We start from the raw sequence: 19,270 nt of genomic DNA, 5'->3' as shown, positions 1-19,270 counted from the left end.
GTTCGGCGCGCCTGGCCTACCACTCACGCGGGCCGCAGGACGCGGCCCAGTTCGGAAGGTTTGACGATATGGACGACTTGAGCGACCTGAAACTGTCGCGGCGCGACTTGCTGATCACCGGCGCCGCCGCCGCCACCAGCGCGGCGATTCCCGCCGTGGCCACCGCCCAGCCCGGGGCCGGGGCAGCCCAGCCGGTGAATCCGCCGCCGAGCACGGCGAAAACCACGCTGCGCGTCAACGGCCAGCGGCGCGAGCTGACGGTCGACACCCGCACGACCCTGCTCGACGCCCTGCGCGAGCACCTGAAACTGTCCGGCACCAAGAAGGGCTGCGACCAGGGCCAGTGCGGCGCCTGTACGGTCATCGTCAACGGCCGCCGCATCAATTCCTGCCTGTCGCTTGCGATCATGCACGACGGCGACGAGATCACCACGATCGAGGGCCTCGGCACGCCGGACAAACTGCACCCGATGCAGGCGGCTTTCGTGAAGCACGACGGCTACCAGTGCGGCTATTGCACGCCGGGGCAGATCTGCTCGGCCGTGTCCGTGCTGGACGAGATCCGCCAAGGCATCCCGAGCCATGTCAGCGCCGACCTCAACGTGAAGCCCTTGCTGAGCGTGGACGAGATCCGCGAGCGCATGAGCGGCAACCTGTGCCGTTGCGGGGCCTACTCCAACATCCTCGAGGCGATCACTGAAGTGGGAGGAGTCAAGGCATGAAGGCATTTACCTACGAACGCGCGCGCACACCCGCCGAGGCGGCCGCTGCGGCCGAGCGCCACCCGGGATCGCGCTTCATCGCCGGCGGCACCAACCTGCTCGACCTGATGAAGCTGGAGATCGAGGCGCCGCCGCACCTGATCGACGTCAACGGCCTGAAGCTCGACCGCATCGAAGCAGTCGAGGGCGGCGGGCTGCGCATCGGCGCCCTGGTGCGCAATACCGACCTTGCCAGCGACCCGCGCGTACGGCGCGATTATGCGGTGCTGGCGCGCGCCCTGCTGGCCGGCGCTTCGGCCCAGCTGCGCAACAAGGCGACCACGGCCGGCAACCTGCTGCAGCGCACCCGCTGTCCCTATTTCTACGACACGAACCTGCCGTGCAACAAGCGCGTTCCCGGCAGCGGCTGCTCGGCCATCGGCGGCTACACGCGCAACCACGCGATCGTCGGCCAGAGCGACGCCTGCATCGCCACCCATCCGAGCGACATGGCGGTGGCCATGCAGCTGCTCGACGCCGGCGTGGAGACGGTACGCGCCAACGGCAGCACCCGCGTGATCCCGATCGCCGATTTTTATCGCCTGCCGGGGAATACCCCGCATATCGAAAACACCCTGGTGTCGGGCGAACTGATCACCTCGGTCGTGCTGCCGCGCCCGCTCGGCGGCAAACACTTTTATCGCAAGGTGCGCGACCGGGCCTCGTACGCCTTTGCGCTGGTGTCGGTGGCGGCCGTGGTGCTGCCGGACGGCAGCGGCCGGGTCGCGCTGGGCGGCGTCGCGCATCGACCCTGGCGCCTGCCGGCGGCGGACGCGGCCCTGGCGCGCGGCGCCGGCGCGGCAAGCGACACCCTGCTCGCCGGCGCGAAAACGACGAGCGAAAACGCATACAAAGTCCCGCTGGTCCGGCGCACGCTGGAATCGGTGCTGGTCGACGCAAAGAAAGGCTGAGGGCATGAAATTCACCACACCCGCCACCACCAACCCGATCGACCAGCTGAAGGTCATCGGCAAGCCCACGGACCGCATCGACGGCCCGTACAAGACCACCGGCACCGCGCCCTATGCCTACGAGCAGCACGAGGCCGCGCCGAACCCGGCCTACGGCTATGTGATCGGCGCCGCCGTCGCCAAGGGCCGCATCGCCTCGATCGACACCGCGGCGGCCAAACGCGCACCCGGCGTGCTGGCCATCGTCACCTACGAAAACGCGGGCAAGATCGGCAAGGGCAAGTTCAACACCGCGCGGCTGCTGGCCGGGCCCGAAGTGCAGCACTACCACCAGGCCGTGGCCGTGGTCGTCGCCGAAACCTTCGAGCAGGCGCGCGCCGCTTCCAGCCTGGTCAAGGTCGAGTACGTGAAGGCAAAGGGCGAATACGACCTGAAGCAGGCGAAGAACAGCGCCAAGCTGCCGAAGAAGGAAGAAAAGCCGGAAACGAAGACCGGCGACTTCGCCGGCGCCTTCGCCAGCGCCCCCGTGAAACTGGACGCCACCTACACCACGCCCGACCAGTCGCACGCGATGATGGAACCGCATGCCTCGCTGGCGGTGTGGGAGGGAGACAAACTGACGCTGTGGACTTCGAACCAGATGATCGCCTGGAGCCAGGGCGACCTGGCCAAGACCCTCGGCATCCCGAAGGAAAACGTGCGCCTGGTCTCGCCCTTCATCGGCGGCGGCTTCGGCGGCAAGCTGTTCCTGCGCTCGGAAGCGCTGATGGCGGCGCTCGGCGCCCGCGCGGCCGGCCGCCCTGTGAAAATCGCCCTGCAACGCGCGATCATGATGAACAACACCACGCACCGCCCGGCGACCATCCAGCGCATCCGCATCGGCGCCACCCGCGAGGGCCGCATCACGGCGATCGCCCACGAAAGCACGTCGGGCGACCTGCCCGGTGGTCAGCCGGAAACGGCGGTCCAGCAGACCCGGCTGCTTTACGCCGGTCCGAACCGCTTTACGCAACTGAAGCTGGCCACCCTCGACCTGCCGGAAGCAAACGCGATGCGCGCTCCGGGCGAGGCGCCGGGCATGATGGCGCTCGAGATCGCGATCGACGAAATGGCGGAAAAGCTCAAAATGGACCCGGTGACCTTCCGCATCGTCAACGACACCACGGTCGACCCGGAGAACCGGGCCCGTAAATTTTCCCAGCGCCGCTTCGTCGAATGCATGCGCCAGGGCGCGGAGCGTTTCGGCTGGAAGAACCGCAATCCCGAGCCCGGCAAGCGGCGCGAAGGCCGCTGGCTGATCGGCATGGGCGTGGCCTCGGCCTTCCGCAACAACATGAACATGAAGTCGGCCGCGCGCGCCCGCCTGGAAAAGAACGGCAGCGTCACCATCGAAACCGACATGACCGATATCGGCACCGGCAGTTATACGATCATTGCCCAGACCGCGGCCGAGATGATGGGCCTGCCGATCGGGCGCGTGTCCGTGCTGCTGGGCGACTCGAATTTCCCGGTGTCGTCCGGATCCGGCGGGCAGTGGGGCGGAAACAGTTCCACCGCGGGCGTGTACGCGGCCTGCATGAAGCTGCGCGAGATGGTGGCCGCCAGGGCCGGCCTCGATCCGGCAACGGCCGAGTTCGCCGATGGGGCGATCCGCCTCGGCACCCGTTCGATTCCGCTGGCGCAGGTGGCGCAGATGGCACCCGAGGGCGTGATCACGGCCGAAGACATCATGGAATACGGCGACCTGGAAAAGAAAACCCAGCAATCGACCTTCGGCGCCCACTTCGTCGAAGTCGGCGTCGATTCCGCGACGGGCGAAGTGCGCGTGCGCCGCATGCTGGCCGTCTGCGCGGCCGGGCGCATCCTGAACCCGAAGTCGGCGCGCAGCCAGGTCATCGGCGCCATGACGATGGGCGTCGGCGCGGCGCTGATGGAACACCTGGTGGTCGACAAGCGCATCGGCTTTTTCGTCAACCACGACCTGGCCGGCTATGAAGTGCCGGTGCACGGCGACATCCCGCACCAGGAAGTCGTCTTCCTCGACGAAACCGATCCCATGAGTTCGCCGATGAAGGCCAAGGGCGTGGGCGAGCTCGGCATCTGCGGCGTGGCGGCGGCGGTGGCGAACGCGATCTACAACGCGACCGGGGTGCGGGTGCGCGATTATCCGATCACGCTCGACAAACTGCTGCCGACCCTGCCGGCTTACGTCTAGCCGGCGCGCGGGCGGGGCGCGGCATGGAAGGCTTGCTGGATCCGAACATCTGGATAGGGTTCTTTACCCTCGTCGTTCTCGAGATCGTTCTCGGCATCGACAACCTGATCTTCATCGCCATCCTCGCCGAAAAACTCCCGCCCGGGCAGCGCGACCGCGCGCGCCTGCTCGGCCTGTCGCTGGCGATGCTGATGCGGGTCGGCCTGCTGACGATGATTTCCTGGATCGTCACGCTGACCGCGCCCCTGTTCAGCCTCGGCAGCCTCGACCTGTCGGGGCGCGACCTGATCCTGCTGCTCGGTGGCCTGTTCCTGCTGTTCAAGGCGACCATGGAACTCCATGAACGGGTCGAGGGCAAGACTGCCCGCCGCAGCGGGCCCGTCGAGTACGCGCGCTTCGCCGTGGTCGTGGCCCAGATCATCGCGCTCGACGCCGTGTTTTCGCTCGATTCCGTCATCACCGCAGTCGGCATGGTCGACGAACTCTGGGTCATGATGGCGGCCGTCGTGGCGGCGATGGGCGTGATGCTGTTTGCCTCGAAAACCCTGACCGCTTTTGTGAACGCCCACCCCACGGTGGTCGTGCTGTGCCTGAGTTTCCTGCTGATGATCGGCCTGTCCCTGATCGCGGAAGGTTTCGGCTTCCATATTCCGAAGAGCTACCTGTATGCGGCGATCGGATTTTCGGTGGCGATCGAAGCGCTCAATCAAATGGCTTCACGGAATGTCGCGAAAGAAGAAAGCCGGCTGCCGCTGCGCGAGCGCACGGCCGACGCCATCTTGCGCATGCTGGGCGGCAAAGTCGAGCCGGTGGCGGCCGGCGGGCCGGACGCGCCGCCCGAAACGAGCGTGGCCGAGGCCTTCGAGCCGGCCGAGCGCAACATGATCAGCGGCGTGCTGAGCCTGTCGCAGCGCTCGATCCGCTCGATCATGACCCACCGCTCGGACATATCCTGGATCGATATCGATGCCCCGGCGGACGTCATCCGCGGCCAGATCATGGAAACCCCGCACAGCTTCTTCCCCGTCTGCAAAGGGGAACTGGACGAGATCATCGGCGTCGTGCGCGCGCGCGACCTGATGGCCGACCTGGCGCTCGGCGGCCGGATCGATCCCGGGCACGTACGCACGCCGATCATCCTGCCCGAGACGGGCGACGTTTTAAAAGTGATGGACACGCTGAAGCGCTCGCACGGCCAGCTAGTGCTGATCGCCGACGAATACGGGACCCTGCAGGGCCTGGTGACGCCGATCGACATCCTGGAAGCGATCGCCGGCGAATTCCCGGACGAGGACGAGCAGCCCGCCGTGGTGTGCGAAGGACCGGACTGCTGGCGCATCGACGGCGCCGCCGACCTGCATTACGTGCAGCAGGAGCTCGGCACCGATGCCCTGGTGAGCGAGAGCGACGACTACAGCTCGCTGGCCGGCTTCATGCTCGAGCGCCTGGGCACGCTGCCGGCGGTGGGCGAGCAGGTCGTGGTCGACGATTTGCGCTTCGAGGTAGCGGAGGTGAAGGACCGGCGTATCGCGGCGGTGCTGGTCACGCGTATCGAAGCGCCTGCCGGGCCTGCTCGCGCAGGGCGAAACGGCCGCGGGGCAGGCAGCCAGGGCTTGCCGCGGGCACGCGGCTGAGGCGCCGATCCGTCTTTTTGCTTACCCGTCCGGCAACGACTCCGTACACTGAGCTATTCCGGTCGTCCGCTATCGGCCGTTGATAGCGAAAGTTGGTCACGACGTGATCTTGTCGGCTTGGTAAGCTGATATGCTTGTCCAGGTGGCCAATTTCAACCAGAACAGACACCTGAGGAGAAAGCAATGGACGTACGCGCAATCGGTCTGACGATCACCGTGGTTTTTATTGCCTATGTGGCCTTCAGGTTGTGGAAGGCTTTCAATTCCCCAGATGGCGAGCGTTATCTGAAGCGTCGTATGCAAGGCCCGTTTGTTCCGCTTACTCCAGAGACGCCAGAGCGCGACAAAGGACGCGAGCCATAGTTCGACAGTTGCCCGTCCGCTTCGGGGCGGTATCGGTCCTTTGCCGGTAGACTGCTTGCGCCCACGTGAAGAAGGCGACTAAGCCGCAACTGGTGGCGGACCGATCATCATTGCATGGGGCTTGCTGGAAAGTGGGTGAAGTGATGTCTTGTTCACAACAGGAGATATATCATGGTCAAACTCGCGTTGTTCGTGCGTCTGGAAGCCAAGCCGGGTAAGGAGAAAGACGTAGAGAACTTTCTGTTGAATGGTCTTCCCCTCGTTCAGGCAGAGCCGGCTACTACAGCCTGGTTCGGCATCCGCCTGGGGCCGTCGACCTTCGGCATCTTTGACGCGTTTCCAGATGAGGCTGGGCGGCAAGCTCATCTTTCCGGCGCCGTCGCGGCCGCGCTCATGGAAAAAGCAGGTGAGTTATTTGCCAAGCCGCCGTCAATCGAAAAGGTGGACGTTCTTGCGGCAAAGCTGCCGGGCTGAGCAGCCCACCAAGTCGCTCGAGCCGTCGGCTCACTGGCGGCGCCAGCGGGTGGCAGCTTGACGCGGGCCTTGAACGACCGCTTTCTGGAATCGGCAAGGACTGCTCAGGGGTGCGCATTCAAGCGGTCGATACCGGACGTCCGAATCGCCTGGCGCACGATGTTGTTGCTCCAGGCGAAAACAGGAACTCTCATCAGGCCCGGCACGCCGCAGCGCGGCAGTTGCCGCCCGGTTCAAACCGGAATGGTCGAGGTGCCGCCGCCGGCCGCACCATAATTCTGCAGGTCGCCGAAGGGCAGGCGCCGTTCGTTGAGGGCGGCAAGGATGGCCTGCAACTGCTCATCGTTCGGCGCGATGTAGACGATCACCTGGTCGAGTTCGTTCTCGAAATAGGGCGTGTAGGGCACGTCGGTTTCCGGCATGACCTTGGCGACGAAGCGGCCGTCCTGGAGTTCGGCGAAGACGGTGACGAGGGTGGCGGCGGTGGTGCTGTTGTTGACGGTGAGGTCCATGGTTCTCCGATGGTGGTGGGCGCGAGCGCGAACGCGAACGCGGAAGGCTCGATCATCGCGCCAAACCGGCTGAGGTGGCGCAGCTTTGCCTGATGTAAATTTCCGCTCTGGCTAGTTGATGACAATTGGAAAGGTGCGCCGGCGTTCGATGGCGAAATGCTAAATTTCTCACCATGCGGCCGCCGTCGCGGCCGATGCCAAACCCTTGCCACGAGGAGAAATCATCATGCCCCAGGGAGATAAATCGTCCTATACCGACAAGCAGAAACGCCAGGCCAGGCATATCGAGGAAGGCTATGAGAAGAAGGGCGTTGCGCCGGCCGAAGCCAAGCGCCGCGCCTGGGCGACCGAAAACAAGGTCTCGGGCGGCGGCAAAAAGCATTGAGCCCACCTCGCATCAAGCCTGCCTCGCATTAGGCCGCCCCGCATTGCGCCTGCCGCGATCTGGCCCTACAGCCTGAGCCCGTTCGCGCGCAGGTAGTCGTCCAGCAGCGCGACCGACGGCGTGCCGGCGGCCAGGCCGACATACGTATCCGGGCGCAGCAGGTAGACGGCGTCGCGTGCGAGGCCGGCTTCGGCGCAAGCCTCGTTCCAGTCATAGCGGCGCAGGGCCACGCCGTGCAGCGCGCACCAGGTCGCCAGTTCCGCGCCCACCTCACCGTAGACATGGACTTGCCAGCCCAGGCGCGGCAGCGGCGCGAAATTGTCGCCGCCGTCGAACTGCACCCAGGGCAGGCGGTCGCCGCCGTGTACCTTGCCGGCATGGCCCGCATTCAGCGGCGCGGTCCGGTAATGCACCAGGGTTTGCGAGATCGTGCGAAACAGGAATTCGCGTGCGGCGGGCAGCTTGCCGACCAGGGGCATCAGGCGCGGGACGATGCCGGTGCGCACGATCTCGGCGACGGGACCATCGGCCGTGAGGAAGCTGAAGGCGCGGTCGGTCGTGTGCACCAGGCGTTGTGCGAAGGGCAGGCGTTCGGCTTCATAGCTGTCGAGCAGCTCCTCGGGCGCCTGCTTGTGCAGGACGGCGGCCAGCTTCCAGGCGAGATTGATCGCGTCGCCGATGCCGGTGTTCATGCCCTGGCCCCCGGCCGGACTGTGGATATGGCCGGCGTCGCCGACGAGGAAGGCGCGTCCGCGCCGGAAGTGCTCGGCGACGCGGTGGTGCACGCGGTAGGTCGAGAACCAGTTCACCATCCGGACGCTGATCATCAGGTTGTCGATCGCCCGCTGGCTGACATCGGAAAACTGCAGGGTCTCCGCCTGTTCGGCGCGGTCGTCGCGCACGGTACCCACCAGCCGCCCGCGGCCCTGGGGCGCGGTGGCGAACACGGCGAGCAGGTCCGCTTCGTCCAGGTCGATGTTGAGCTCGCCGTTCAGGGCGGGGCTGTCGCCCTCGATGTCGGCCACGTAGAAGACCTGGCGATAGGTGCCGCCCGGGAAGCCGACTCCCATGACATTGCGTACCTTTGAGTGGGCGCCGTCGCAGCCGATCAGGTAACGGGCGGCGCACACTTCCTCGCGGCCGTTCCCATCGACAAGCCTGGCCTCGACCAGGTCGCCCCGCTCCTCGAAGCCGGCCAGCGTAGTGCTGCGCTCGACTTCGAGGCCGGCCGCCGCCAGGCGCTCGACCAGCAGCTGCTCATGGCGGTCCTGCGGGTAAATGAAGAAGAAAGGGTAGGGCGTCAGGCCGGCGCCGATCGCGCCGAGCGGGATGCGCGCGCGATGCTTGCCTTCGGCCCAGAGATTGAAAAACTCGATCGGATGGCCTGCGTCCACGACCGCCTGCGCCAGGTCGAGCTGGCGGTAGAGCTCGAGCGTGCGCGCCTGCACGGCAAGGGCGCGCGAGGTGGTGCCGGGCCCGCTTGCGGCATCGACGATGCGCACCCCGACACCGAAGGCCTTCAGCCACAGGGCCAGTACCAGGCCGCTCGGGCCGGCGCCTACGATCAGGACTTCGGACTGCTTCATCGCCGTCTCCCTGTGCCCGACTGAAGACACAATGGAGTACATGCTACGCCTGTTCGGCTCACTGCACATGCATGCAAGCGTATCGCCGCCTGTCCGTCGTCCGGCCTGCGACGGCGTTGGCTTTGCGCATGCGTGCGCCGCCGTGCTCCACACGCCCGCATCATGCTCGTATTGGCGATCCTGAACGGGAGGCAAGGTGGCCGCGCAAGCAGCGAAATCGATCCCCGCACCCATCGGCCGCATCGGCGTGCTGACTGGAGGCGGCGACGCGCCCGGGCTGAACGGCGTGATCCGCGCCGTCGTGCTCGCGGCCGGGCGCCTCGGCTGGGAGTGCCACGGCATCCGCGACGGTTTCAACGGGCTGCTCGCGCCCGACACCTGCGCCGGGGAACCGGTGACGCGCCTGCGCGCCCTGGACGTGCAATCGATCGGCCACCTCGGCGGCACCATCCTCGGCAGCACCAACCGCGGCAATCCGCTCCACTATCCGACGCCCGGTGCGGACGGGCAAGTCGTGGAGCGCGACCGTACGGCGGAAGTCGTCGCCCTGTGCCGCGCGCGCGGGCTCGACGCACTGGTGATCTGCGGCGGCGACGGCTCGATGGGGATCGCCCAGGCCCTGCATACCCAGGGCCTGCGCGTGGCCGGGGTGCCGAAGACCATCGACAACGACCTCGACCGGACCTTCTTCACCTTCGGTTTCGATACCGCGGTGGGCTTCGCCGCCGAATGCATCGACCGCCTGCACACGACGGCGCACAGCCAGCACCGCGTGATGGTGGTCGAGGTGATGGGCCGCTACGCAGGCTGGATCGCCCTGCATGCGGGCATCGCCGGCGGCGCCCATGCGATCCTGATTCCTGAAATCCCCTACCGGATCGAGGCGGTGCTGGAAGCGATCGCGCGGCGCGATGCGGCCGGCCACCACCATGCGATCGTGGTCGTGGCCGAGGGCGCGCAGCAGGAGGGTGGCGCGCGCGAAGTGCGGCAAGGGGCCGCGGCCGGGCACGCCGAGCGCCTCGGCGGCATCGGCGCGCGTGTGGAGGCGCAGCTGGCTGCGCTCACGACAAAAGAATGCCGCAGCGTCGTGCTTGGACACTTGCTGCGCGGCGGCCCTCCCTCGGCCTTCGACCGGGTGATCGCCGCCCGATTCGGCGCGGCCGCGGTGCGCGCGCTGGCTGCCGGACAGGATGGGGTCATGGTCGCGCTCGGGCCGCAAACGATCGAACTGGTGCCCCTGGATGCTGTCGCCGGGCGCACCAGGCTGGTGCCGGTCGATGGCGACACGGTCGCAACCGCACGTGATCTGGGCATTTGCCTCGGCGACGAGCCCTCGCACACCCCGCAGTTGCACCGAGTGTGAACATTTTTGCATTTTTGTAAGGCTTGTCTTACATGCATTGAGGGTGCGTGCCGATGTGCGGTGCATGGCCCAGCCCGGATAATTCCGGTGATCATTCAACAAGATTGTGAACAAACGTTTATGATGCCATCGCCCGTTACCGATGTACAAGAATCCGTCCAGGCCGCACGCCGCGTGCACGCGCATGCGCGCGCGCGGGACCTGTACTTCGCCCTGTACGCCGACCCGCAGCACAACGCCCGCGCCGGCGAGGCCTTCCTGCGCGACCAGATCGCCGCCGTGCAGGACATCCCGGCCGACCTGCCGCCCACCCTGGCCCAGCTCCCGGCCTGGATCGAGGCGCGCAGTGAAGCCGTCGGCATCCAGTACCGCGAATACCTGGCGGCCCGCAAGGGCGGTGCGCCGCGCCGCTATTTCTCCAACAAGGCGCATGCGCTGAATTTCATCAAGTCGGCCGCGCCGACCAAGCTGGTCGACGGATCCTGGCTGTACGGCATGCTCAGGAACTGGGACAGCCCTGACTTCCACCCGCTGATCAAGACCTATCTCGAAGAGCTGGGCGAGGGCGTGCCGGACAAGAACCATGTCACGATCTACCGCAAGCTGCTCGCTACCCACGGCATCGACAACTGGGAGCAGCTGAGCGACGACCATTTCGTGCAGGGCGCGATCCAACTGGCCCTGGGCCATAACGCCGAGCGCTTTCTGCCGGAGGTCATCGGCTTCAACCTCGGCTACGAGCAGCTGCCGCTGCACCTCCTGATTACCTCGTATGAACTGAACGAATTCGGCATCGACCCCTATTATTTCCAGCTGCACGTCACGGTCGACAATGCCGCCACCGGCCACGCGCAAAAGGCGGTGCAGGCCCTGCTCGACCTGATGCCGCGCGTCGGCGACCGCGCCGCCTTCTACAAGCGCGTGCTCGACGGCTACCGCCTCAACGAACTGGGCGCGAGCACGAATTCCGTGATCGCCGACTTCGACCTGCAGGAAGAAGTGGTGACCGTCCTGGCCCAGAAGAGCAGGGTCGGCAAGAACATGCACTCCGACTACTGCCGCGTCGCCGGCCGCTCGGTCAACGACTGGCTGGCCGAACCGGGCCAGATCCCGGGCTTCCTGTCGGCCATGGAAACGGCAGGCTGGATCAAGCGCGGCGAAGAGGTGGAGAACAGCCGCTTCTGGCGCCTGGTCGAAGGCGAACGCGCCGAGATGTTCGGCGTCTTCTCGGCCTACGAACTGCAGGTGCTGCGCGACTGGATCGTCACGGCGCCGGGCGCCACCGTCAAACAGGAACGCACGCTGACCTGGCGCGCGCGCCAGCGCACCCTGGACAACCTGGGCCAGCACGCCGACCGCAGCACCAACTTCCCCGAGCGCGGCCTGATCCGCCGTCGGGCGGCACGCGACAGCGAGTCGGACAACGAACTGGCGCTGCTCGAAGGCCGCGTCGCCTCCGCCGCCGGCAAGGCGGAAGCGATGGCGCTGCTGCTCGAGCTGATGACGCCTGCGGGCCACCATACGGCCGCCGGCCTGATGGCGACCCGCATGTACACCCAGCTCCTGGACAGTTAAAGCCCTCAACACGCAAGCAAGCGGCCGCCGCCCCCACGCGGAGAGCGGCGGCCGTCGACTACATAAAATTCCAACAATAGGGACATTCTCGTGTACATCCTCGAACAACGATTCCTGCGCGGACCGAACGTCCACGCGGACACCCCCTGCCTGCTCAGCCTGATCGACCTGGAAGACCTGTACGGCGTCTCCTCGAAAGACATCCCCGGCTTCAACGACGCGCTGCTGGCGGCGCTGCCGTCCCTGCACGGCCAGCTGCTGCCGACCGGCCAGCCGGGCGGCTTCGCCCAGCGCCTGCGCGCCGGCACCTACCTGGCGCGCGTGGTCGAACACGTCACCCTGGCCCTGCAGTCGCTGGCCGGCCCGACGGTCGGCTATGGCCGCACGCGCCCGGCCGCCGGGCGCCCGGGCCAGTACCGCGTGGTGGTGCAGTATGCGATCGAAAAGCTGGCCGAGCCGAGCTTCCAGCTGGCGGTCGACCTGGTCACGGCGCTGGCGGGCGGCGAGGAATTCGACATCGAGCCGCGCCTGCAGGAGCTGCGTTCCCTGGGCTCGCGCTATGCCATCGGCACCAGCACGGCTGCCGTGCTGGCCGCGGCCCACGAGCGCGGCATTCCGTACACGCGCATCACCGACGAGGCGAACCTGTTCCAGCTGGGCTGGGGCTCGAAGCAGAAGCGCCTGCAGGCCACGACCACCGGCGACACCAGCTACGTCGCGGTCAAAATCGCCAGCGACAAGCAGCTGACCAAGGCGCTGCTGATGGAAGCCGGCGTGCCGGTACCCGAAGGCGGCACCGTCACCGCGCTGGAAGAGGCGCAGCGCATCGCGCGCCGCCTGCGGGTGCCGGTCACGCTGAAGCCGCTCGACGGCAACCAGGGCAAGGGCGTCACCACCAGGTGCTCGACGCCGGAGGAAGTCGAGAAAGCCTTCGCATTCGCGCGCGAATACGGACGCCGCATCATCGTCGAGCGTTTCGTCGAGGGCCGCGACTACCGCGTGCTGGTGGCTGGCGGCCGCATTGCCGCCGCTTCCTTGCGCCGTCCGGCCCACGTGACCGGCGACGGCGTGTCGACCATCACGGAACTGGTCGAGATCGAAAACCAGAACCCGGCGCGCGGCGCGGGCCACAGCAATGTGCTGACCCGCCTCGCGCTCGACGCCCACGCCGAGGACATGCTGCGCCGCCAGGGCTACGCGCCTGATTCCGTGCCGGCGCCGGGCGTCTGCGTCGAACTGCGCAGCAATGCCAACCTCTCGACCGGCGGCACCGCCGAAGACGTGACCGACCTCCTGCCCGAATCGACGCGCGCCCTGTGCGTGCGCGCGGCCAGCAAGATCGGCCTGGACGTGGCCGGCATCGACATCGTCTGCCGCGACATCGCCTTGCCGCTGGACGAGCAGGGTGGGGCGGTGATCGAAGTCAATGCCGCGCCCGGCATCCGGATGCACCAGCACCCGAGCGCCGGCCTGCCGCGCGACGCGGGCGAGGCCATCGTCGACGGCCTGATGGGCCCATCGAACGGCCGCATTCCGGTGGTCGCCGTCACCGGCACCAACGGCAAGACCACGACCACCCTGATGATCGCCCACGCGGCGCGCGTCGCGGGCCTGGGCACGGGCGTCACCACCACCGAAGGCGTGTTCGTCAACGGCAAGCGCCTGGTCAAGGGCGACTGCACCGGCTACTGGTCGGCCCGCACCGTGCTGTCGGCCCCGGACGTCGACTTCGCCGTGCTGGAAACGGCGCGCGGCGGCATCCTGAAGCGCGGCCTGGCTTTCGACCAGTGCGACGTCGGCGTCGTGCTGAACGTCGCCGGAGACCACCTGGGGCTGGACGGGGTCGACACCATCGAAGACCTGGCGCAAGTCAAGGCGGTGGTGGCCACCTCGGCGTCGAAGGCGGTCGTGCTCAATGCCGAGGATGCGCTGTGCGTGTCGATGGCGCGCCGCGCCAGGCCGGGCGCGGAAATCATCTTCTTCTCGATGGACGCCGAAAACCCGACCTTCCTGCAGCACCTGGAAGACGGAGGCCGCGGCGCCTACCTGCAGGACAACGCCATCGTCATCGCCGACGGCACCCTGCACCAGGAACTGATGCGGGTCGAGGCCATGCCCTCGACCTTCGGCGGCCGCGCGCGCTACAACATCGCCAACGCACTGGCGGCCAGCGCGGCGCTGATGGCCTCGGGCTTCTCGAACCTGCAGATCGCCGCCGGCCTGTCGACCTTCGTCTCCGACAGCAAGACCAACCCGCTGCGCACGAACGTGTTCGACGTGCGCGGCGTGACCGTGATCGTCGACTACGCCCACAACCCGGCGGCCTACGCGGCGCTGGCCGAAATGGCGCGCGCGCTGCTGCCGGGCCAGCTGGTCGGCATCGTGACCGCGCCCGGCGACCGCCGCGACAGCGACCTGGTCCAGATCGGGGAAGTCTGCGGCGAGCGCTTCGACGAGCTGGTGGTCTATGAGTCGCAAAGCCGCGGGCGCGAGGTCGGCGGCGCAGTCGACCTGATCATCGAAGGCATCGAGAAGGTGGTCGGGCCGTCGGATACGACGCATCGCGAGATCGAGGTCGACAAGGCGATCCGCCTCGGCCTGTCGCTGTGCCGCGCTGGGGACGTGCTGGTGTTTGCCTGCGGGTCTTCGCTGAAGACCTTCATCGACGCATTGCGCGTGGACGATCCGGAGAGTGCGGACAGGATCGAGGCGCAGACGGTCTGATAGTTGTCGCCCGAATGAAGAACCCCGCCGTGTGCGGGGTTTTTTGCAGGTGGCCATTGCGAACGCAGGCCTTGTGCGGGCGGTGATCCGCGTGGGCACAAGTGCCCACCCTACGGTGCACGGCCATCGCCGGGTTGAGTCGAGACCGTGGTGCACCGTAGGGTGGGCTCTCCGAGCCCACGCGTTACACCGTTTGCCTACCGGCGAAGCAAGAAAAAAGAGCGGCCCCCGGGCCGCCCTCGCATCCACCGGCAGCAAGAATCACACCGCTTCCGCCTCGATCCGCTGCGCAATCTCCGGCCTGGTCGGCCGCAGCGCCTCCGTCAGTTCCGAAATCGACGACCCGCAGCCGAACACCAGCACGTCGCCGGGCTGGCACAGCGACAAACCCTTGCGGATCGCGCGGTGCACGTCCAGCTCGCAGGACAGCTTGTCCTGGGCAACGCGGCCCAGGCGCGCACCCTGCACCAGCAAAGCGGCCACTTCGCCCTCGGAGCGGCCGCGGTTCTCGGTCTCGTATACGACCAGCTCGTCGAAGCCGGCGGCGCAGGTGCGGCCGACGTCGACCAGGTCGGCGTCGCGGCGGTCGCCCGGGGCGGCGACCACGCCGACCACCCGGCCCGGCGTCATGGCGCGCGCCGTTTCCGACAGCGCGGCGTAGGCAGCGCAGTTGTGGGCGTAGTCGACGATGACGGTCACGCCGTCGACGTCGAACACGTTCGAGCGCAACGGGTTGTGCTTGCTGTCCGAGACGAAGCTGCGCATGCCGGCCACGATCTCGGCGTTGCCGAAGCCGCTCGCGGCCAGGGCGGCGGTCGCGGCCAGGGCGTTGGCGATGTTGTAGCGCGCGCAGCCGTTCAGCGAGACCGGCATCTGGCGCACGTCCACCAGGGCTTCATGGCGCGCGCCGGTCGCCAGCACGACGGTGTTGTCTTCCAGGTAGACGCCGCGGCCGCCGCGCTCCAGGTGGCGCAGCAGGACCGGGTTGTCTTCATCCAGCGCGAAGTACAGGACTTCGACGTTCTCCGCCAGGTCCCTGGCCATGGCCACGCAGTAATCGTCTTCGGCATTCAGTACCACCGCGCGCGAAGCACGCTGGGCGACGACCGCTTTCACGCGCGCCAGGTCCTCGATGGTCTCGACGCCGTCCAGGCCCAGGTGGTCGGAGGAGACGTTCAGCACCACCGAGACGTCGCAGCGGTCATAGGCAAGGCCGCGTTTCAGGATGCCGCCGCGCGCCGTTTCCAGCACGGCAAAGTCGACTTCCGGGGAAGTGAGCAGGCTGCGTGCCGAGCGGTAGCCGGTGCAGTCGCCCTTCATGGTCAGCTGGCCGTCGATGTAGACGCCCTCGGTAGTGGTGACGCCGGTGCGCAGGCCCGACAGGCGGGCGGCGTGCGCGATCAGCAGCGAGGTCGTGGTCTTGCCGTTGGTGCCGGTGATGGCAACCACGGGGATGCGGCCGTCGCTGTCGCCGAACAGGGCCTCGACGATCGCCGCGCCGGCGTCGCGCGGGGTGCCTCGGCTCGGGTACTGGTGCATACGGATGCCCGGGGCGGCATTGACTTCGATGATGCCGCCTTTCTGTTCGCGCAGCGGCTGCGAGATGTCCTGGCAGATCACGTCGATGCCGGCGACATCGAGGCCGATGGTGCGCGCGGCGCGGATGCAGATCTCGCGAGTCTCTTCGGGCAGCAGGTCGGTCACGTCTTCGGCGGTGCCGCCGGTCGACAGGTTGGCGTTGCCGCGCAGGTCGACGCTGACGCCGCCTGGTACGATCGAATCGAAGCCATAGCCCTGTTTCGCGAGCGTGGAAGCCGCCAGGTCATCCAGCGGGATCTTGGTAAGAATATTCGTGTGGCCTTCGCCGCGCGCCGGGTTGCGGTTCTCGACCTCGACCAGTTCGCGCACGGTGGATTTGCCGTCGCCGGTCACGCAGGGCGGACGGCGCCAGGAAGCGGCGGCGATCTTGTTACCGGTGACCAGCACGCGGTAGTCGCGCCCTTCGAGGAATTCCTCGACGATCACGTAGCGGCCGTACTTGCGGGCGTGCTCGAAGGCGCGCTCGACTTCCTCCGGCGTGGTGCAGGTGGTGGTGACGCCCTTGCCCTGGTTGGCGTCGAGCGGCTTGATGGTGGCCGGGCCGCCCAGGCGGCGCGCCACGCGCTGGGCGTCCGCCAGCGTGGTGACGGTGGAGCCGCCCGGGACCGGCACGCCGGCCTGCTCGAGCAGGGTCTTGGTCAGCTGCTTGTCGCTGGCGATGCCGACCGCGATCGAGTTGGTGGCGCCGGTGATGGTCGCCTGCAGGCGCTTCTGCTTCGAGCCCCAGCCGAGCTGGAACAGGTTTGCTTCGTCGGTGATGCGCAGGCTGGGGATGCCGCGCTTGAGCGCCGCGTTGACCACGGCGCCGGTACTGGTGCCGATCGCATAATCCTCGGCCGTTTCATGGAGCGCATCGACGGCCCGGGCGAGATCGAAGTCTTCGCCGCGCGCGACGGCCTTGATCAGATCGAGTGCCGTGTCGAAGGCGAGGCGTGCCACCTGTTCGGTACGGTAGCCGCAGACGGCGCGCCGGACCTCGGTTTTGCGCGGCACGTCCAGGGTCTGGCTGAAATCGGCCGGGGCGCCGGCCAGGCGCTGGAGTTCCATCACGACTGGTTCAAGCGCCTGCGCGGCATTCTGAATGCCGGCCAGGCGCGCCGCTACTTCGGGCGACAGCTCCGGCAGCAGTGCCAGCAGACGCGCGCCGAACCCGGGCGCAAGGTCGAGACCGGCCGGATCGGCGACCGCCATCAGGCAAGGTGCGGCGCTGTACAGATTCGGGCCGCGCAGGAAGCGTTGTTCGAGAATTCTCATGAGATCGGGTTCCGTTTCGTTACATTTTCCAAGAAATCGCGCAGCGAGGGCGACATCGGCTTGGTCAGCGGTTCGTCGTCCGTCGGCAGGTAAAAGCGGCTGCCGGCCGGCAGCAGGTGCAGGCGCACGTCGATCAGTTCAGGCGTGTCGCGCTCCTGGATGTCGGCCATGTTGGTGTCCATCGTGCGGCCGTCGACCACCGTGACCGAGCCTTCGCCCAGCACCTCGATGCCGCGTCCGCGCTCGACCACGAGGGCCGTGTCCTCGTCGATCCCGATGCCCTGCAAATACGGGTTCTGCGCCACCACCGACAGGAGCCGCGACAGGCGCTGGCGCTCCGAAAAATGCTGGTCGATGACGACGCGGTGCAGGAAGCCGAGTCCGGCCGCGAGGCTGACCGCGCCCTTCTCGGGCAGCAGGTCGGTCTTGCCCTGGGCCAGCATATGGCCCGACATGGCCGAGGCGCCGGCGCTGGTGCCGCCGATGCAGGCGCCGCGTACCTTGAGCGCGGTGTGCATCTCGGCGTCGAGTGCAGTGCCGCCGATGATGGCCAGCAGGCGCTTCTGGTCGCCGCCGGTCATGAAGATGCCGTCGGCCTCGGCCACCATGCGCACCTTGGCTTCGTCGTTCGCGTCCTGGCGGCTCGCCAGCGGCAGGTGGAAGCGCTGGCGGACGCCAAGGTCGCCGAAGGCCTGGTCGTACTGGTCCCACATCTCTTCGGCGATCTGGCTGGCGGCGGTGATGACGACGATGCGGGCATTCTCCCCGCCCGCCAGTTCGACGAAACGGGCCAGGATTTCCTTGCCGTGCTTGCGGTCCTCGTGGCCGCCGATGATGACGAGGTGGCCGTGCGATGCGGTGTGGTGTGGTTCGGTTTTCATTGCTGTTCGATCTTCCCAATTGGCATATGCGTGTTGCTGCAGGAGGCAGCTTGCGTTCTGGTGACGCCGATCAGGCCCGTGTCGACGTCCCTGTCGATCAGGTCGATGCCGCGCTGGAGGGCCAGCTGCAGCGGCATGCCCTGTTCGAGATAGCCGTAGACGGTGCGCGCCAGCATGTGGCGCACGATGTGCTCGCCGACGCCGGTGGCGGCGATCGCGCCCAGCGGCCCGGCATAGAAGCCGCTGCCCATGATGGCGGTATCGCCGACCCGTCCCAGCAGGGAAGGGGCCGAGCCGCCGGTCGAACCGGCCACGGCGAAATGGCCATCCGGCCCGCGCACGACGGCACCGACCGTGTCGTGGGCGGCGCTCGGCGGCAGTTGCAGCGGGGTCTTGTAATTCCAGAAGCGCTCGAACAGGCGGTTGTCGATGCCGGGCATGGCCGGCACCGAGCCGGCCAGCTCCTTCAGCAGCTTCTGGTGTTTGTCGCGCTGGCTGGCGCGGATGGGCTGCGCGCGCTCCAGTCCGAGGGCGCGCGCGAGGCGGTCGGCGCCTTCGCCGGCCAGGAAGACGTGCGGCGTGTCGGCCACTGCGCGCGCCAGCAGGACCGGGTTGCGCACGTCGCGCACGCCGGCGACGGCGGCCAGGCGGCCGCGGGTGTCCATGATCGAGGCGTCCATTTCGATGGTGGCGCCGTCCAGGCATAGCACCGAACCGGTGCCGGCATTGAAACGTTCGTCTTCTTCGAGCACCAGGACCGCGGCGATGGCGGCGTCGAGGGCGTCGCCCGTCTCCAGCAGTTTGCTGCGCGCCTGCCGCGCAGCACGCTCGCAGCCGTCGGCGAACTCCAGCGGTTCGCCCGCGCCGCCGTGGACGACGATGGCGAATCCTTGTTCCTTGTTGCCCAAAATGTCTTCCTCTCTGTTGTTGCCTTCACGCTTGTGGCGCTTGGCAGATCTAAGAGAGAATTATAAAAACGCTAATAGAAAACACCTATCGGTAGCGCCGCCGTGACAATGTAAGATCAAACTTA

Annotated in this window: 15 protein-coding genes; 10 read left to right on the top strand and 5 right to left on the bottom strand. The window is 67.3% G+C overall.

Going from position 1 to position 19,270, the window contains the following annotated elements; all coding sequences use genetic code 11:
* Positions 1-68 precede the first annotated feature (68 nt).
* From paoA to LPB04_RS18395, 6 genes are all read left to right on the top strand, one after another.
* Positions 69-722 carry an aldehyde dehydrogenase iron-sulfur subunit PaoA gene (gene paoA / locus LPB04_RS18420; RefSeq protein WP_193689074.1) on the top strand — a complete coding sequence of 218 codons (654 nt, stop codon included), beginning with the start codon at positions 69-71 and terminating at the stop codon, positions 720-722.
* The gene (locus tag LPB04_RS18415) at positions 719-1,672 is read left to right on the top strand and encodes an FAD binding domain-containing protein (RefSeq protein ID WP_193685947.1); all 954 of its coding nucleotides are present in this window, start codon (positions 719-721) and stop codon (positions 1,670-1,672) included. The genes paoA and LPB04_RS18415 overlap by 4 nt, the downstream gene beginning before the upstream one ends.
* A gap of 4 nt (positions 1,673-1,676) precedes the next feature.
* Entirely contained in the window at positions 1,677-3,887 is a 2,211-nt protein-coding gene (paoC, locus tag LPB04_RS18410) for an aldehyde oxidoreductase molybdenum-binding subunit PaoC (RefSeq protein WP_193685946.1), read from the top strand.
* Positions 3,888-3,910: 23 nt separating this feature from the next.
* A complete protein-coding gene (locus tag LPB04_RS18405; protein ID WP_193685945.1) occupies positions 3,911-5,521 on the top strand; it encodes a TerC family protein in 1,611 nt (536 codons plus the stop codon).
* A gap of 183 nt (positions 5,522-5,704) precedes the next feature.
* Positions 5,705-5,884 carry a hypothetical protein gene (locus tag LPB04_RS18400; protein ID WP_193685944.1) on the top strand — a complete coding sequence of 60 codons (180 nt, stop codon included), beginning with the start codon at positions 5,705-5,707 and terminating at the stop codon, positions 5,882-5,884.
* 171 nt (positions 5,885-6,055) lie between these two features.
* Entirely contained in the window at positions 6,056-6,358 is a 303-nt protein-coding gene (locus LPB04_RS18395) for a putative quinol monooxygenase (protein ID WP_193685943.1), read from the top strand.
* 233 nt (positions 6,359-6,591) lie between these two features.
* On the opposite strand, the gene LPB04_RS18390 is transcribed toward LPB04_RS18395, so the two are convergent.
* Complete coding sequence (locus LPB04_RS18390) at positions 6,592-6,870, bottom strand: hypothetical protein (RefSeq protein WP_193685942.1); 279 nt, start codon at positions 6,868-6,870, stop codon at positions 6,592-6,594.
* 226 nt (positions 6,871-7,096) lie between these two features.
* Between LPB04_RS18390 and LPB04_RS18385 the strand changes: the two genes are divergently transcribed.
* Positions 7,097-7,255 carry a hypothetical protein gene (locus LPB04_RS18385; protein ID WP_193685941.1) on the top strand — a complete coding sequence of 53 codons (159 nt, stop codon included), beginning with the start codon at positions 7,097-7,099 and terminating at the stop codon, positions 7,253-7,255.
* Between the two features lie 65 nt (positions 7,256-7,320).
* Here the strand turns inward: LPB04_RS18385 and LPB04_RS18380 are convergent, their stop codons facing one another.
* Positions 7,321-8,841 carry an FAD-dependent monooxygenase gene (locus LPB04_RS18380; RefSeq protein ID WP_193685940.1) on the bottom strand — a complete coding sequence of 507 codons (1,521 nt, stop codon included), beginning with the start codon at positions 8,839-8,841 and terminating at the stop codon, positions 7,321-7,323.
* A 196-nt stretch (positions 8,842-9,037) separates the two neighbouring features.
* On the opposite strand from LPB04_RS18380, the gene LPB04_RS18375 reads away from it, so the two are divergent.
* From LPB04_RS18375 to cphA (LPB04_RS18365), 3 genes are all read left to right on the top strand, one after another.
* Positions 9,038-10,204, top strand: coding sequence for a 6-phosphofructokinase (locus tag LPB04_RS18375; protein WP_227496471.1), 1,167 nt, complete (start codon positions 9,038-9,040; stop codon positions 10,202-10,204).
* 120 nt (positions 10,205-10,324) lie between these two features.
* Entirely contained in the window at positions 10,325-11,779 is a 1,455-nt protein-coding gene (locus LPB04_RS18370; protein ID WP_227496470.1) for an iron-containing redox enzyme family protein, read from the top strand.
* 90 nt (positions 11,780-11,869) lie between these two features.
* Complete coding sequence (cphA, locus tag LPB04_RS18365) at positions 11,870-14,503, top strand: cyanophycin synthetase (protein WP_193685939.1); 2,634 nt, start codon at positions 11,870-11,872, stop codon at positions 14,501-14,503.
* 261 nt (positions 14,504-14,764) lie between these two features.
* Here cphA (LPB04_RS18365) and cphA (LPB04_RS18360) read toward each other — a convergent pair whose 3' ends face one another.
* From cphA (LPB04_RS18360) to LPB04_RS18350, 3 genes are read right to left on the bottom strand one after another with little or no spacing between them, the layout of a single operon-like run.
* Entirely contained in the window at positions 14,765-17,356 is a 2,592-nt protein-coding gene (gene cphA / locus LPB04_RS18360) for a cyanophycin synthetase (protein ID WP_193685938.1), read from the bottom strand.
* On the bottom strand, positions 17,353-18,237 hold the full coding sequence (locus tag LPB04_RS18355) for a cyanophycinase (RefSeq protein WP_193685937.1): 885 nt from the start codon (positions 18,235-18,237) through the stop codon (positions 17,353-17,355). The genes cphA (LPB04_RS18360) and LPB04_RS18355 overlap by 4 nt, the downstream gene beginning before the upstream one ends.
* A complete protein-coding gene (locus tag LPB04_RS18350; protein ID WP_193685936.1) occupies positions 18,234-19,145 on the bottom strand; it encodes an isoaspartyl peptidase/L-asparaginase in 912 nt (303 codons plus the stop codon). The genes LPB04_RS18355 and LPB04_RS18350 overlap by 4 nt, the downstream gene beginning before the upstream one ends.
* Positions 19,146-19,270: the final 125 nt, after the last annotated feature.

Source organism: Massilia litorea, from assembly GCF_015101885.1.
GTDB classification, from domain to species: domain Bacteria; phylum Pseudomonadota; class Gammaproteobacteria; order Burkholderiales; family Burkholderiaceae_D; genus Telluria; species Telluria litorea.
This window is presented reverse-complemented; position numbering and strand designations above follow the sequence as displayed.

What these genes read in the sequence shown, in the direction of transcription:
- paoC (WP_193685946.1), top strand. Translation starts at nt 1,677, where the DNA reads ATGAAATTCACCACACCCGCCACCACCAACCCGATCGACCAGCTGAAG.
- cphA (WP_193685938.1), bottom strand. Translation starts at nt 17,356, where the DNA reads ATGAGAATTCTCGAACAACGCTTCCTGCGCGGCCCGAATCTGTACAGC.
- LPB04_RS18405 (WP_193685945.1), top strand. Translation starts at nt 3,911, where the DNA reads ATGGAAGGCTTGCTGGATCCGAACATCTGGATAGGGTTCTTTACCCTC.
- LPB04_RS18370 (WP_227496470.1), top strand. Translation starts at nt 10,325, where the DNA reads ATGATGCCATCGCCCGTTACCGATGTACAAGAATCCGTCCAGGCCGCA.
- LPB04_RS18400 (WP_193685944.1), top strand. Translation starts at nt 5,705, where the DNA reads ATGGACGTACGCGCAATCGGTCTGACGATCACCGTGGTTTTTATTGCC.
- LPB04_RS18390 (WP_193685942.1), bottom strand. Translation starts at nt 6,870, where the DNA reads ATGGACCTCACCGTCAACAACAGCACCACCGCCGCCACCCTCGTCACC.
- LPB04_RS18385 (WP_193685941.1), top strand. Translation starts at nt 7,097, where the DNA reads ATGCCCCAGGGAGATAAATCGTCCTATACCGACAAGCAGAAACGCCAG.
- LPB04_RS18380 (WP_193685940.1), bottom strand. Translation starts at nt 8,841, where the DNA reads ATGAAGCAGTCCGAAGTCCTGATCGTAGGCGCCGGCCCGAGCGGCCTG.
- paoA (WP_193689074.1), top strand. Translation starts at nt 69, where the DNA reads ATGGACGACTTGAGCGACCTGAAACTGTCGCGGCGCGACTTGCTGATC.
- LPB04_RS18395 (WP_193685943.1), top strand. Translation starts at nt 6,056, where the DNA reads ATGGTCAAACTCGCGTTGTTCGTGCGTCTGGAAGCCAAGCCGGGTAAG.
- LPB04_RS18415 (WP_193685947.1), top strand. Translation starts at nt 719, where the DNA reads ATGAAGGCATTTACCTACGAACGCGCGCGCACACCCGCCGAGGCGGCC.
- LPB04_RS18355 (WP_193685937.1), bottom strand. Translation starts at nt 18,237, where the DNA reads ATGAAAACCGAACCACACCACACCGCATCGCACGGCCACCTCGTCATC.